This window comes from Propioniciclava sp. MC1683 (assembly GCF_014164675.1).
Taxonomy (GTDB): domain Bacteria; phylum Actinomycetota; class Actinomycetes; order Propionibacteriales; family Propionibacteriaceae; genus Propioniciclava.
In genome coordinates this window covers 191,589-204,995 of the sequence record NZ_JACJFX010000002.1, presented here as the reverse complement: position 1 = coordinate 204,995, position 13,407 = coordinate 191,589, and the positions used below count along the sequence as shown (strand labels likewise).

Here is a 13,407-nt window from a genome sequence, read left to right as displayed (position 1 = left end):
TGACGAGCTCGAGGGCCTTCAGTTGGTCGCGCACCGAGAGCGCTGCGACCCGACCCGCACGGGTGGCGCCGATCGTGCTGGCCGAGGCTCCACCTCACGCATGCCCGGTCAACGGCGGCCAGGCCGGGGGTGTTCCCGGGTTGCCACCGTGTGCCATCGTGGGGCCATGACCCCACCCGACGAGGCGTACGCCGCCCTGCTGCGCGGGATCGCCCCGAGCGGGAAGAACATGTCCAACGCGCACCTGCGCGGGGTGTTCGAGGGGCTCGGATTCGAGCGGGTCTCTTCCGTGCTGGCGAGCGGGAACATCCTGTTCCGGGCGCCGGCGCAGGACGTGCCGGGGCTCGAGGCGTCCATCGAGGAGGCGCTGCGCAGCCGGCTGGGGATCGGCGGCGGGACGATCATCCGCACCCTCGGCGAAATGCAGGGGCTGCTCGACCGGGACCCCTTCGCCGGGCTCACCCACGGGCCGGGGACCTACCTGACGGCGACGTTCCTGAAGGCACCGCTCGACGTGGAGCCGCCCACCGACCCCCACCCGCTGACGCGGATCATCGGCTACGACGCCGCGGCCCGCGCGGTGCTGGCGGTGACGGACAACAGCGTGCCCGGCACGACCGGCAACTGGATGGCGTGGCTCGAGAAGACCCACGGTCGGGACATCACGACCCGCACGTGGCTGACCGTGCAGCGGATCGTGGCCAAGCTGGCCTAGCGTTCGCGCACCCAGCGCGGGTCGCTCGGCGAGAACCGCCACCGGACGCCCTCGCCGTGCGGGTGCGCCACGTCGGTGAGCAAGTACGTGCTGCCGGGACCCCACCCCGCGATGACGCTGGCGGTGTCGTCGTCGACCGGGATCGCCATGGTCGCGGCCCTCAGGTAGCCGCCGATGCCGAGGCGCACCCCGTCGAACCGGTCCGCGACCGCGCTCCATTCGGGGATGACCCAGCGTCCGTCCCGGCCGGTCACCCGGTACCAGTCGTGGCGCTTCTCGGCCGTCACCTCGAGGGGGAACCGCCGACACAGCTCCGCCCAGTCCTCAGGGCCGGCCACCTCGAACACCCGGGCTGCGGGGTCGATGGCCACGCGTTGGGCCTCGACGACCCGCGCCCCACTGAAGTCCTCACCCAGCCACAACCCGACCGGGCCGGCGTCGCCGAACGTGCCGGTCGTCACGACCAGCCCGTGGGGCGGGGTCGACCACCACTCCCCCGACCACGAGGCGGTCGGATCGGCGGGACGCTCGCGCGCGGCCTGCTCGTCGCCGGCGCGCACCGCGGCGCGCCACCGGGACAGGTCGGGGCGCGGCAGCACCCGTCCGTCCCAGACCAGGTGCCACTGGTCGGACGCGTCGAGCGGGGCGTCCCAGGCCTGGACGTGGGGCGACGCCACGAGGTGGTCGGCGACCCGGGCCAATGCGTCCCGCACCTCGGGGAGGGCGCAGAGCAGGTCGTCGCCGTCGGGGCCCTGCCAGTACATGGCGGCGTCGACGGACGTGTTGAGCGCGTCCCGGGCGGCGTCGGCGGTCACCTCGGCCAGGTCGACGGCGCCGAGCGCCGCGACGACGTCGGCGACCGTGTACTCGGGGGTCGGGCCGCCCCAGCCGAAGCGCGTGATGGCCTGGCCGTCGGCCTCGGCGAGGCGGAAGGACACGTCGAACACGGACTGGACGAGCGCGCTCGCCTCGCCCTCACGCAGCCGGGCGTGCTCGGACGCCACGGCGAACGCCAGCAGCACACGGCGTCCGCGCGGGCCGGCCAGCAGGTCGGGGGTGGTCAGCATGGGGCCATCATCCCAGCGGTGCTGCCGGGCCGCGGCTCAGCGGGGGTAGAGCACCACCTGGGCGGCCTTGACCACCAGCCACACCGACCGGCCGGGCACGATCCCCTCGTCGACGGACGCCGCGAGCGTCAGGTCGGCCGCCACCGGGCTGCCGTCGGCCAGGTGGGCGGTCAGGCGGACCAGGGAACCCCGGGGCTCGATGCCGGCCACGGTGGCCCGCAGGTGGTTGCGCGGGCTGCCCGACGGCTCGGTCGTGTGCACGGCGACGGCCGCGGGCACGAAGGAGGCGATGGCGGCGCGACCCTCGACGAGGCCGTCCTGGGCGACCCCGACCACGCGCTCTCTGCCGGGCAACAGGATCGCGTCGGCGCCGGAGGCCACCCCGGCCAGCAGGTTCACCCCGACCAGGTCGGCGACGAACGGCGACCGCGGCCGGGCGAGCAGGTCGGCGACGGGCCCGGTGTCGGCCACGCGCCCGCCCTGGACGACGGCGAGCTCGTCGGCCAGGGCCAGGGCGTCGACGGCGTCGTGGGTGACCAGCAGGGCCGTGCGCCCCTCGTCGCGGATCCGCTGCCGGAGCAGCGACCGGATCGCCGGCGCCACCGACACGTCGAGTGCCGCGAGGGGTTCGTCGAGCAGGACCAGGCGCGGGTCGGGGGCCAGGGCCCGGGCGATCGCGATGCGCTGGGCCTGGCCGCCCGAGACCTCCCAGGCGCGGGCCGGGGCGAGGTGGCCGCAGCCGACGGCGTCCAGTTCGGCCTGGGCGCGCTCGTGCGCCTCACCGGCCCGGACGCCGCGGGCCCGCAGCCCGAAGGCCGCGTTCTCGAGCACGCTCAGGTGCTCGAAGAGCAGGGGGCGCTGCTCGAGCACCGCGATGCGGCGCCGGTGGACGGGCACGTGCGTCCCGGGGCCCGAGACGATCGTGCCGTCGATCGTGACGGTGCCCGCGTCGGGGCGGAGCTGCCCGCCGACGAGCTGGAGGATGGACGACTTGCCCGCACCGTTGGGCCCGACGAGGGCGACGACCGTGCCGGGCGCGACGGCCAGGTCGGCGTCGAGTCCGCGCGCCGCGACCCGCGCGCGGACCTCGACGGCGCTCACGACGCCCTCCGGCGGACGGTGCGGCGGGAGAACCAGCCGGTGACGGCGACGGTCAGCGCGGCGACGACGATGAGCACCAGCGCGAGGGCCAGGGCGGCGTCGGTGTCGAGCTCGCGCAGCATGTAGATCTCCAGCGGCAGGGTGCGGGTGACGCCCTGCAGCGACCCGGCGAAGGTGATCGTGGCCCCGAACTCGCCCAGCGCGCGGGCGAAGGTGAGCGCGCCGCCGGAGGCGATCGACGGCGCGAGCAGGGGCAGCGTCACGCGGCGGAGCGTGTAGGTGGGGGACGCCCCCAGCGTGGCCGCCGCCCCCTCGACGCCGCTGCCCGAGGCGCGTAGCGCGCCCTCGACGGAGGTGACCAGGAAGGGCATCGCCACGAACACCTGGGCCATGACGACGGCGACGGTCGAGAAGCCGAGCTCGATGCCGAGGACCGAGAGGGGGGCACCCAGCACGCCGCGGCGTCCGAACGTGATGAGCAGGGCGAGGCCCGACACGACCGGGGGCAGCACCATGGGGATGGTCACCAGCGTGCGCACGACCCCGGCCAGGCGCCCGTCGGAGCGGGCGAGCACGAGCGCGAGCGGCAGCCCGATCACCAGGGCGATGGCCGTGGCGACGATGCAGGTGAGGAGGCTGAGGCCGAGGGCGTCCAGCGACGAGCGGGTGGTCAGGAGGGCGGGCACCTCGGCCCAGGGCACCCGGACCGCGATGCCGAGCAGCGGCACCGTCAGGAACAGCACCGCCAGCACGGCGGGGACGTACAGCCATCCCGGCAGTCCGGGCCCGCCGCGGGTGGGGGTGGGCAGGGTCATGGGGTGCCGAAGCCGTAGGAGGCCAGCACGGCCTGACCTCGGTCGCTGAGCACGAGGTCGATGAACGCCCGCGCCGCCTCGGCATGCGGGGCATCGGTCACGATCGCCATGGGGTACCGGGTGGCGAGCTTTTTCTCGGGGTCGACCGCGATGGTCTCCACGGCGTCGCCGGCGGCCTTGGCGTCGGTGGCGAACACGATGCCCGCGTCGGCCTCACCCGAGGACACCTTGCCCCGCACGTCGGTGACCTTCTGCTCCTCCGACACGGGCTTCAGGGTGACCCCGGCGGCCTCGGCGATCTCCAGGGCGGTGGCGCCACACGGCACGGCGGGGGCGCAGACGACCAGCCTGGTGCCGTCCAGGGAGGGGTCGACGCCGGTGACCTGGGCGGGGTTGCCCTTCGGCACGATCAGCACGCCCGAGTTGGTGGCGAAGATCGTCGGGGCGGGTGCCACCATGCCGGCCTCGGTGGCCTTGGCCATGTTCGCCTCGTCTGCGGTCGCCAGCACGTCGGCCGGTGCTCCGCCCTTGATCTGGTCGACCAGGGTCGGCGAGCCATCGAAGTTGAGGGTGACGTCGAGGTTCGGGTCGAGCTCGGCGATCTCGGTGAACGCGGCCGTCAGCGACGCAGCGGCGAACACCGTGACCTGCTGGGGCTGGCCGGCGGGGGGCGTGGGCGCGGTTGCCGGTCCGGACGCCGCGGGTGCGGCCGCGCAGCCGCCCAGAACGAGGGTTCCGGCCACCATCGCGGTGACGACCGAGGCCCACTTGCACCGGATACCGTCACCCGCGCCGGTTGCACCCGGCGCGTCTGACGGGGACCGGCGCGTCTGCCGCGTGCTGGCCGTGCCGTCCATGTCAGGACCTCCCCCGCGGCGTCTCGACGTGCACGTTCGTCGCCTTGACCACGGCCGAGGCCACCGACCCCACCTCGAGGCCGAGCTCACGCACGGCCTCGGTCGAGATCAGCGAGACCACCCGGAACGGCCCGCACTGCAGCGTCACCTGCGACATCACGGCGTCGGAAACCACGCCGGTCACCAGCCCCGTGAAGTGGTTGCGCGCCGAGCGGTGGCCGGAGTCGGGGTCGGCGGCCGCGTCGGCGGCGAGCTCCTCGGCCAGGCGGGCCAGGTCGGCGCCGGGCACGACCTTGCGCCCCGAGCCATCCAGCGTGGACGCCAAGCGCCCACCGTCCACCCACCGACGCACCGTGTCGTCGCTGACCCCCAGCAGGGAGGCAGCCTCAGAGATCCGCAGATGCGACATGAGAGTGAGGGTATCACCGCATGTCCGCAAAACATTTCCGGGTGGCGTGACCCCAAGGATCCTTGGGGTCACGCCACCCGGAAATGCAGTCGGCCCGCGCCGGTCAGGAACGCCAGGTCCGCCACAGGCGGGCGTACTCGCCGTCGGCGTCGATGAGCTCGTCGTGCGAACCCAGCTCGGCGATGCGCCCGTCGATGACGACCGCGATCCGGTCGGCGTCGTGGGCGGTGTGCAGGCGGTGCGCGATCGCGATCACGGCGCGCCCGTCGAGCAGTGCGTGCATCGAGCCCTCCAGGTGGCGGGCCGAGGTCGGGTCGATCAGCGACGTCGCCTCGTCCAGCACCAGGGTGTGCGGGTCGGCCACCACCAGGCGGGCGAGCGCCACCTGCTGCGCCTGGGCGGGCGTGAGCTGCAGGTGCCCATGGCCCAGCTGCGTGTCGAGCCCGTCGCGGAGCTTGCCGACCCAGCCCCATGCGTCCACCACGCGCAGGGCCTGCTCGACCTCGGCGTCGCTCGCCGTGGTCTCGCGGGCCAGCACCACGTTGTCGCGCAGCGACCCGACGAACACGTGGTGCTCCTGGGTGACGAGCGCGACCTCGGTGCGCAGCCGGTCCAGCGGCAGGTCCATGACGTCGACGCCGCCGACCTCGACCGATCCCGTGCGGGGGCGGTTGATGCCGGCCACGAGGCGTCCGAGGGTCGACTTGCCCGAGCCGGACGGGCCGACCACGGCCACCCGTTCGCCCGGCGCCAGCTCCAGCGTCACGCCGTGCAGGACGTCGTGGCCCTCGCGGTAGGCGAACCGCAGGTCGCGCCCCTCGAGGTCGGTGCCCGCCGGCACCACGTCCTGGGGCGTCCGATCGTCCTCGACCTCGGCGACGCCGATGAGGCGGGTCGTCGAGACCAGGCCGATCTGGAGGTGGTCGAGCACCATGATCACGCGGTCCAGCGGACCCTGCAGCTGCTGCACGTACAGGGCGGCGGTCGTGATCTGGCCGATGGTGACCAGGTCGGCGTTGAAGCCCCACGTGCCGACGAGCACGATGCCGACGAGCGGCAGCTGGAACGAGGCGTCCACCATCGAGAAGAGCACGTTGCGCAGGGCGAGGGTGTAGCGCTCGGCCTGGCCGGAGAGCTCGGTGTCCTCGTCGAGCTGGTCGCGCCGGCGGGAGCCGAGGCCGAGGGCCTCGACCGTCCGCGCGCCCTCGATCGACTCGGTCAGCGTCGCGCTGATCACCGAGTACGAACGCGACTCGGTGATGTAGCCCGCGGGCGCCCGGCGCAGGTAGTGCCGGCCCCCGAACCACATCATGAGCGCGGTCACGACCAGGGGCAGGGCCAGCAGCCACGAGTTGGCCAGCATCGCCGCCAGGGTCGCGACGATGGTCACCATCGAGATGATGAAGTGCGGCAACGCCCAGCGGACCGCGGCGGCCATCTTCGACACGTCGGAGGTGATGCGCGTCAGCAGGTCGCCGGAGCTCGACGACTCCACCTGCCCCAGCGGCAGGCGCAGCACGATGCGGACGACCTCCTCGCGGGCCGCGGCCAGCGTGTCGTAGCCGAGCACGGCCGAGGCGCGGCGGGCGAGCAGCACCAGCACGGCCTGCACGACGATCGCCACGATGATGACCGTCACGGTCGCGTCGAGGGTGCCCGCGCCGATGGTCCCGCCGGCCACGCCGTCGACCAGGTCGCCGAGCAGGAACGGCGCGACCAGGGCCGCCCCGCTCGCGAGCAGGTTGATGACGACGGCCCACGCGAGCACCGCACGGCGCGAGCGCAGCAACCCGCCGATGAAGGACACGGCCGTCCGGCCCGACGACACCGGGAACCCGCGCTCGGGGTTGCGGGCCTCGGTCATCGTCCGCGAGGCCATCTCCTCACGGACGCGCTGCAGGGCGGCATAGTCACGCAGGCGCGTGCCCCAGCCCCGGCCGCGCGGGGGGCGGCGCAGGCCCTCGGGCATGCGCGGGGGCGGCGGCCCCTCGCGCCAGGTCTCCGCCGAGGTCGCCAACGCCTCGGTCGTCAGCTCACTCATTGTCGTCCTCCATGCCGCGCGCGATGACGCGGCGGTAGTCGGGGTGGGCCTGCAGCTCGACGTGGGTGCCGCGGGCGACCTCCCGGCCGTCGACCAGCAGCGCCACCACGTCGGCGCGGTGCAGCAGCAGCGGGGACGCCGTGGTCACCACCGTCGTCCGCCCGCGGCGGTGCTCCACGAGGCGCTCGGCGATCCGGGACTCGGTGTGGGCGTCCACCGCGGAGGTGGGCTCCACCAGCACGAGCACCTCGGGGTCACGCACGAGGGCGCGCGCCAGCACGATGCGCTGGCGCTGCCCGCCGGACAGCCCGCGCCCCTTCTCGTCGATCCGGCCCTGCCAGCCACCGGGCAGCCCGTCGTACACGTCCTCGGCCGACGCGGTGCGCAGCGCACGCTCGGCCTCCCCGCGGGTGTGGGTCCCCCACGGGTCGACCGCGTCCTGGAGGGTGCCCGCGAACAGGGACGCCCCCGTGTCGGACACCACGACCCGCTCCCGCAGGCTGGCGAGGTCGTACTCCGCGTAGTCGACGCCGTCGGCGGTCACGCCCCACAGCTGGGCGGCGCGCTCGGCGTCCGCGAGGGCCTGCCGGGCGCGAGCCTTCGCGCGTTCCTTGCGGGCGAGCCGCAGCTTGCGGCCCTTCAGGTCCTCAAGCTCGGGCTCCTCACCGGTGACCGAGGGCAGGTACCGCCCCAGCCGGTCGGCCAGGGCCGCGGACGCCTCAGGGTCGGCCGAGACGACGGCCAGGAACTCGCCCGGGTGCACCTCGACCCCCGAGGACTCGTCGCGCAGCACCGGGCGCTCGCCGACCTGCCGGTCGCGGGGCGCCCACGGCACGTCGGCGCCGAACAGGGCGATCGTCTTGCGCGCCGCCACGAGGCCCTGGACCCACCGCTGCGCGAAGTCGAAGAACGTCCGCATCGGGGTGACCAGGAACACGGCGTAGCCGAAGAAGCTGATCAGTTCGCCGACCGTCAGTTCGCCCGCCAGCATGTGCTGGGCGCCGAGGTACACCAGCACCACGAGCAGGATGCCCGACAGCAGGACGCTGATCGCCTCGACGACCCCCTGCCACGTGCCGAGGGTGATGCCCAGGCCGCGCACCTTCTGCGACTGGCGCTCGTAGTTGCGGGCGAAGGTCTGCTCGCCCCCGATGCCGCGCAGGATGCGCAGGCCGGCGACGATGTCGGTGGCCAGCGAGGTCAGGTTCGAGCTCTCGGTGCGCTCGGCGGTCTGCGCCGCCGTCAGCGGACGCATCACCGGCAGGGACGCCGCGAGCAGCAGCGGCGTCGCGACCAGCACGACGAGCCCCAGGGTGGGCGACGTGCTGAACATCAGCACGCACACGAACAGGAAGCTCAGCGCGGAGGCGATCACGTGGCCGAAGGAGTCGATCGTGGCCCCGAACTGGTCCGAGTCTGAGTTCGCGATGCTGAGCGCCTCGCCGGTCGGCACGCGGCGTCCGAGGATGTGGCCCAGGTCGGCCGCCTTGCGGCCGACGCGGCGCTGCGTGCCGTGGATGGAGATCACCCACATCCGCACGGCGATGGTGTGGAAGAGGATGCCGCCCACCACGCCGAACGCGATGACGCCGAGCAGCAGCGCGACCCAACCGAGGGTGGCCATGGGGTCGCGGCCGAGGATGCCCGCGTCGATGGCGCGGCCCAGGAGCCACGGCGTCAGCGAGCCGGGCACGAGCCAGGACAGCGCGGCCAGGGTCATGGCGGGCACGACCCAGCCCATCGACCGCATCAGCCAGAACAGGAACCGGCTCGGCGACCGGACGTCGGGGGCACCGGGCTCGGCGCCGAAGCCGCCCACGAGCGGCGGGAAGTCGTGGCGACGCTCCCAGCGCAGGCCGGGGTCGCGGTCGTGCGGGCGTGGAGTCGACGCGTCGACAGGGCCGAACATGGGTTTCCTCAAGCGTTCTGGGGGGAGTGGTGCCGGGGCGGGCAACGGGGCCCGCGGGTGCCGGGGCGGCGTGGGGTCGGGTCAGGCGGCGGTGGCTGCGACAGGCGTGCCTGCTGCAGTGCGCGGCCGACCGATGCCGTACGTGAACATGCTGGTCATGACGGCCCCCTTCCGATCGACTCCAGAACCGGCGCCCACGTTACGCCCGGGCGCCCCGCAGGGTCAATCGGATCCCGCAACCCCTGGCACCCTCAGCGGCGGCGCCCCGTCCCGAAGATCGAGCGGGTGATCTCGCGGGCCGCGGAGCGGGCCATCTGGCGCACCATCGTGTTCTCGGTGAGTTTCTCGAAGAACGACTTCTCGTGCCGCGGCGTCCGCGCGCGGGACGCCTTCGCCTCGCGCTCGGCCTCGCGGGCCGCGGCGGCCTCGGCCTTGGCCTGCTCCTCGGCCGCGGCCTCGGCGGCGGCCGCCTCGGCGCCCGCCTGCAGCTTGGCGTTGAGCAGCTCGTAGGCCGACTCGCGGTCGACCGCGGTGCCGTACTTCGACTGCATGATCGAGGCCGCCACGCCGTTCGCCATGGCCCCGGGGTCGAGCGGGTCCATGGACGCCTGCGGCGCGCGCATGCGCGTCCAGGCCACCGGGGTCGGGGCGCCCTTCGGGTTCAGGACCGTCACGACGGCCTCACCGATGCCCAGCTGCTGCAGCCGCTCGGCCAGGTCGTAGTCGGTCTTCGGGTAGGTCGCGACCGTCGCCTTGAGCGCCTTGGCGTCGTTGGGCGTGTGCGCGCGCAGCTGGTGCTGCACCCGCGAGCCCAGCTGGGCGAGCACCGACTCGGGCACGTCCTTGGGGGTCTGGGTGACGAAGAACACACCGATGCCCTTCGACCGGATCAGCCGCACCGTCTGCTCGATCGCCTGCAGGAACGCCTTCGACGCGTCGGCGAACAGCAGGTGGGCCTCGTCGAAGAAGAAGACCAGCTTGGGCTTGTCGAGGTCGCCGGCCTCGGGGAGGTCCTGGTAGAGGTCGGCGAGCAACCACATCAAGAAGGTCGAGAACAGGGCCGGCCGGTCCTGCAGGTTGGGCAGCTCGAGCAGGGAGATGAGGCCCTGCCCGTCGGCGGTCACCTTGAGCAGGTCGGCCGTGTCGAACTCGGGCTCGCCGAAGAACTGGTCGCCGCCCTGCACCGCGAGCGCGGTCACCTGGCGCTGGATCACGCCCACCGTCGCCTTGGACAGGCCGCCGATGTCGGCCAGGGCGGCCTTGCCCTCGTCGCTGACGAGGTACTTCAGCAGCTCGGTGAGGTCCTTGAGGTCGAGCAGCAGCAGGTTGTTGGTGTCGGCGTAGTGGAACACCAGCGACAGCGAGCTCTCCTGCGTCGCGTTCAGGCCCAGGACCTTGCTCAGCAGGATCGGCCCGAACGAGTGCACCGTGGCGCGCAGCGGGACGCCCACCCCCTCCCCGCCCAGCGCGTAGAACTCCACGGGGCAGCCGCCGGGCGTGAAGTCCTGCCCGATGGCGGCGGTGCGCTCGAGTAGCTTCGGGTTGGCCTCACCCGGGATCGCCAGGCCGGACAGGTCACCCTTGATGTCGGCCGCGAACACCGGGACGCCGGCCCGGCTGATCTGCTCGGCCATCAGCTGCAGGGTCTTGGTCTTGCCGGTGCCGGTCGCCCCGGCCACGAGGCCGTGGCGGTTCAGCATGGACAGCGAGATGCGCACCTTCACGTCGGGCACCGGGGTGCCCTCGTCGACCAGGACACCCAGCTCGATGGAGGGCTGGTCGAAGGTGTATCCGTCGCGGATCGTGGAGATGGCGTCGCTCATGGTCGCCAAGGCTAGCGTCGGGGCCGCCACGAGGCCGAGGGCTAGACTGGCCGGGTGATCTTCAAGCGTGTCGGCGAGGAGCGCCCCTACCCCGAGCACGGGCACACCCAGCGCCAGTGGGCCCAGATCGCACCCCAGCAGGTGCGGCTGGACCAGCTCGTGACGACCCGCCGCTGGCTCGACCTCGAGGCCCTCCTGGAGGACGACTCGACCTTCTACGGCGACTTGTTCGCCCACGTGGTGTCCTGGCGCGGCGACCTCTACCTCGAGGACGGGCTGCACCGCACGCTGCGCGCCGCGCTCCAGCAACGCCACTCGGTGCACGCCCGCGTGCTCGAGCTGAAGTAGTCTGACCCGGACGCCGAGCAGGGGATCGACCATGGACGCACGACAGGTGGCACGGGTGCTGAAGACGCCCGTCACGCTGCTGATACTCGTCGCGCTCGTGTACTTTGCCGCCCGGTGGGGGTGGGACAAGGCCCGCGAGCCCATCCCGCCGCGCCCGCCCGAGCCCTGCGTGGTGAAGGAGATCGGCCCCGTGCTGCAGCCCGAGCACGTGTGGGTGAACGTGCTGAACGGCTCGAAGACGAACGGCGTCGCCAAGCGCCTGGGACAGATCCTGTCCGCCGACGGCTTCAAGGTGTACAGCCGGGTGAACGCCGACCGCGACGACTACCCGACCTCCGAGATCGTGGGCCACTCCGAGGACGCCCCCGAGGTCGTCCTCGTCCGCCAGGCCTTCCAGGACATCCCGTTCCGCGCCGACGGCCGTGAGAGCCGCTTCGTCGACGTGATCATCGGCGAGGTCCAGCCCGTGGCGGCCGAGAACCCCGAGTTCGGCGTCCCGCTGCCCGACGGCAAGGCGTGCCTCCCCGACCCCTTGGTGTCCGAACCCTCGGAGTGAGCCCACGGCGTCCGTGCCCGTGATGTGATGGACCCATGAGTACCGCGTCCCTCCATGCAGCCCAACGAGCAGACCACCTGGCTTCGATGGCCGACCCGCGGGGGGTGGACGTCCTCGTCATCGGCGGCGGGGTGACGGGTGCGGGCATCGCCCTGGACGCCGCGACCCGCGGCCTGACCACCGCCATCGTCGAGGCCCAGGACTGGGCCTCCGGGACGTCCTCGCGCAGCTCGCGCCTCGTGCACGGCGGCCTGCGCTACCTGTACAACCTCGACTTCAAGCTCGTCGCCGAGGCGCTCCACGAGCGCGGCCTGCTGCTGACCAAGCTGGCCCCCCACCTGGTCAAGGCGCAGCCGCTGCTGTGGCCGTTCCGGCAGCCGGTGATCGAGCGCGGTTACTCCACGCTGGGCGTGGGGCTGTACGACGCCATGGCCGTGGTGGGCTCGAAGTTCAACGCGGCGGTGCCGATCCAGCGGCACCTGTCGAAGAAGGCGGCGCTGGCCAACTCGCCGTCGCTCGACCCGGACTCGCTGGTGGGCGCGATGGTCTACCACGACGCCCGCGTCGACGACGCCCGCCTGGTCATCACCCTCGTCCGCACCGCGGTGGCCAACGGCGCGCTCGCGGCGTCGCGGGTGTCGGTGGTCCGGCTGACGAAGGACGCCTCGGGTCGCGTCACCGGCGCCGTCGTGCGCGACAACGAGAGCGGCGCGGAGTCGACGATCAGGGCGCGCCACGTCATCGGCGCCACCGGTGTGTGGACCGAGGAGACGCAGAACCTCGCCGAGGCGTCCGGCGGGCTGAAGGTGCTGGCGTCCAAGGGCATCCACGTGCTGGTGCCGCGGGAGCGGATCCGGTCGGCGACCGGCATGTTCCTGCGCACCGAGAAGTCGGTGCTGTTCATCATCCCGTGGCCGCGCTACTGGCTGATCGGCACCACCGACACCGCCTGGCACGAGCAGCTGCGCCACCCGGTCCCGACCCAGGAGGACATCGCCTACCTGCTCGACCAGGCCAACCGCGTGCTCGGCGACAAGCTGACCACCGACGACGTGATCGGCACCTTCGCCGGACTGCGTCCGCTGCTGCAGCCGGGCACGCTGGGCGACGGCACCCAGTCGACCAAGGTGTCCCGCGAGCACACCGTGACCGAGGCCGCGCCGGGCCTGACGATGATCGCCGGCGGCAAGCTGACCACCTACCGGGTGATGGCCAAGGACGCCGTGGACTTCGCCCTCGGCAAGGCCGGGGCCAAGGCCCGCCCGAGCATCACCCACGAGGTGCCGCTGCTCGGCGCCGACGGCTACTCGGCCGCGCTGGCGCGGGCCGGCACGTTCGGCCAGCGCCACGGCTGGACCGACGCCAAGGTCGCCGAGCTGCTCGAGCGCTACGGATCCGGCCTGCACGACTTCTGCGCCGCCCTGACCCGCGAGCCCGAGCTCGACAGGCCGCTGGCGGGCAACCCCGCCTACCTGCGCGGCGAGGTCGCGTGGGGCGTCGTGCACGAGGGCGCCATGCACCTGGAGGACATGCTCGTGAACCGCGTGCGGGTCAACGCCGAGACCGCCGACCGCGGGCTGTCGGTGGTCGACGAGGTGGCCGAGCTGATGGCGGAGCTGCTGGGCTGGAGCGAGGTCCAGACCGCCGAGGAGAAGGCCAGCTACCGGGCCCGCGTGGCCGCCGAGCTGGCCGCCCAGGGCACGTCCGACGACGCGGCGGCGTCCCGGGCGCGACTGGAGGCGGACGACCTGCGGCCGATGTGAGCC

Annotated in this window: 12 protein-coding genes; 4 read left to right on the top strand and 8 right to left on the bottom strand. The window is 73.3% G+C overall.

The features are described from left to right. The first annotated feature begins 166 nt into the window (after window positions 1-166). Complete coding sequence (locus tag H5397_RS02925; RefSeq protein WP_131169095.1) at window positions 167-715, top strand: DUF1697 domain-containing protein; 549 nt, start codon at window positions 167-169, stop codon at window positions 713-715. Here H5397_RS02925 and H5397_RS02920 read toward each other — a convergent pair. From H5397_RS02920 to H5397_RS02885, 8 genes are all read right to left on the bottom strand, one after another. Then, window positions 712-1,782, bottom strand: coding sequence for a hypothetical protein (locus H5397_RS02920; RefSeq protein ID WP_182814810.1), 1,071 nt, complete (start codon window positions 1,780-1,782; stop codon window positions 712-714). The genes H5397_RS02925 and H5397_RS02920 overlap by 4 nt on opposite strands. Window positions 1,783-1,818: 36 nt before the next feature. After that, entirely contained in the window at window positions 1,819-2,883 is a 1,065-nt protein-coding gene (locus tag H5397_RS02915; RefSeq protein WP_182814809.1) for an ABC transporter ATP-binding protein, read from the bottom strand. Beyond that, window positions 2,880-3,698 (bottom strand): ABC transporter permease, encoded by an 819-nt coding sequence (locus tag H5397_RS02910; RefSeq protein WP_182814808.1) that lies wholly within the window; start codon window positions 3,696-3,698, stop codon window positions 2,880-2,882. The genes H5397_RS02915 and H5397_RS02910 overlap by 4 nt, the downstream gene beginning before the upstream one ends. Continuing rightward, on the bottom strand, window positions 3,695-4,555 hold the full coding sequence (modA, locus tag H5397_RS02905; protein WP_255438565.1) for a molybdate ABC transporter substrate-binding protein: 861 nt from the start codon (window positions 4,553-4,555) through the stop codon (window positions 3,695-3,697). Before modA ends, H5397_RS02910 begins: the two co-directional genes overlap by 4 nt. A 1-nt stretch (window position 4,556) precedes the next feature. After that, window positions 4,557-4,964 carry a molybdopterin-binding protein gene (locus tag H5397_RS02900; RefSeq protein ID WP_182814807.1) on the bottom strand — a complete coding sequence of 136 codons (408 nt, stop codon included), beginning with the start codon at window positions 4,962-4,964 and terminating at the stop codon, window positions 4,557-4,559. Between the two features lie 103 nt (window positions 4,965-5,067). Then, window positions 5,068-7,005 carry an ABC transporter ATP-binding protein gene (locus H5397_RS02895; RefSeq protein WP_182814806.1) on the bottom strand — a complete coding sequence of 646 codons (1,938 nt, stop codon included), beginning with the start codon at window positions 7,003-7,005 and terminating at the stop codon, window positions 5,068-5,070. Beyond that, complete coding sequence (locus H5397_RS02890; RefSeq protein ID WP_182814805.1) at window positions 6,998-8,914, bottom strand: ABC transporter ATP-binding protein; 1,917 nt, start codon at window positions 8,912-8,914, stop codon at window positions 6,998-7,000. Before H5397_RS02890 ends, H5397_RS02895 begins: the two co-directional genes overlap by 8 nt. A 251-nt stretch (window positions 8,915-9,165) precedes the next feature. Next, window positions 9,166-10,737: a helicase HerA-like domain-containing protein gene (locus H5397_RS02885; RefSeq protein ID WP_182814804.1), complete on the bottom strand. Its 1,572-nt coding sequence runs from the start codon at window positions 10,735-10,737 to the stop codon at window positions 9,166-9,168. 54 nt (window positions 10,738-10,791) lie between these two features. Here H5397_RS02885 and H5397_RS02880 point away from each other — a divergent pair, with 54 nt between their 5' ends. The 3 genes from H5397_RS02880 to H5397_RS02870 are packed head-to-tail and all read left to right on the top strand — an operon-like array spanning window position 10,792 to window position 13,404. Next, complete coding sequence (locus tag H5397_RS02880; RefSeq protein ID WP_182814803.1) at window positions 10,792-11,085, top strand: type II toxin-antitoxin system VapB family antitoxin; 294 nt, start codon at window positions 10,792-10,794, stop codon at window positions 11,083-11,085. Between the two features lie 31 nt (window positions 11,086-11,116). Beyond that, entirely contained in the window at window positions 11,117-11,641 is a 525-nt protein-coding gene (locus H5397_RS02875) for a LytR C-terminal domain-containing protein (RefSeq protein ID WP_182814802.1), read from the top strand. 35 nt (window positions 11,642-11,676) lie between these two features. Continuing rightward, the gene (locus H5397_RS02870; protein WP_182814801.1) at window positions 11,677-13,404 is read left to right on the top strand and encodes a glycerol-3-phosphate dehydrogenase/oxidase; all 1,728 of its coding nucleotides are present in this window, start codon (window positions 11,677-11,679) and stop codon (window positions 13,402-13,404) included. The last annotated feature ends 3 nt before the right edge of the window (window positions 13,405-13,407 follow it).

Coding starts and splice junctions, on each gene's coding strand:
- H5397_RS02885 (WP_182814804.1), bottom strand. CDS start 10,737: ATGAGCGACGCCATCTCCACGATCCGCGACGGATACACCTTCGACCAG.
- H5397_RS02875 (WP_182814802.1), top strand. CDS start 11,117: ATGGACGCACGACAGGTGGCACGGGTGCTGAAGACGCCCGTCACGCTG.
- H5397_RS02910 (WP_182814808.1), bottom strand. CDS start 3,698: ATGACCCTGCCCACCCCCACCCGCGGCGGGCCCGGACTGCCGGGATGG.
- H5397_RS02925 (WP_131169095.1), top strand. CDS start 167: ATGACCCCACCCGACGAGGCGTACGCCGCCCTGCTGCGCGGGATCGCC.
- H5397_RS02895 (WP_182814806.1), bottom strand. CDS start 7,005: ATGAGTGAGCTGACGACCGAGGCGTTGGCGACCTCGGCGGAGACCTGG.
- modA (WP_255438565.1), bottom strand. CDS start 4,555: ATGGACGGCACGGCCAGCACGCGGCAGACGCGCCGGTCCCCGTCAGAC.
- H5397_RS02890 (WP_182814805.1), bottom strand. CDS start 8,914: ATGTTCGGCCCTGTCGACGCGTCGACTCCACGCCCGCACGACCGCGAC.
- H5397_RS02920 (WP_182814810.1), bottom strand. CDS start 1,782: ATGCTGACCACCCCCGACCTGCTGGCCGGCCCGCGCGGACGCCGTGTG.
- H5397_RS02870 (WP_182814801.1), top strand. CDS start 11,677: ATGAGTACCGCGTCCCTCCATGCAGCCCAACGAGCAGACCACCTGGCT.
- H5397_RS02900 (WP_182814807.1), bottom strand. CDS start 4,964: ATGTCGCATCTGCGGATCTCTGAGGCTGCCTCCCTGCTGGGGGTCAGC.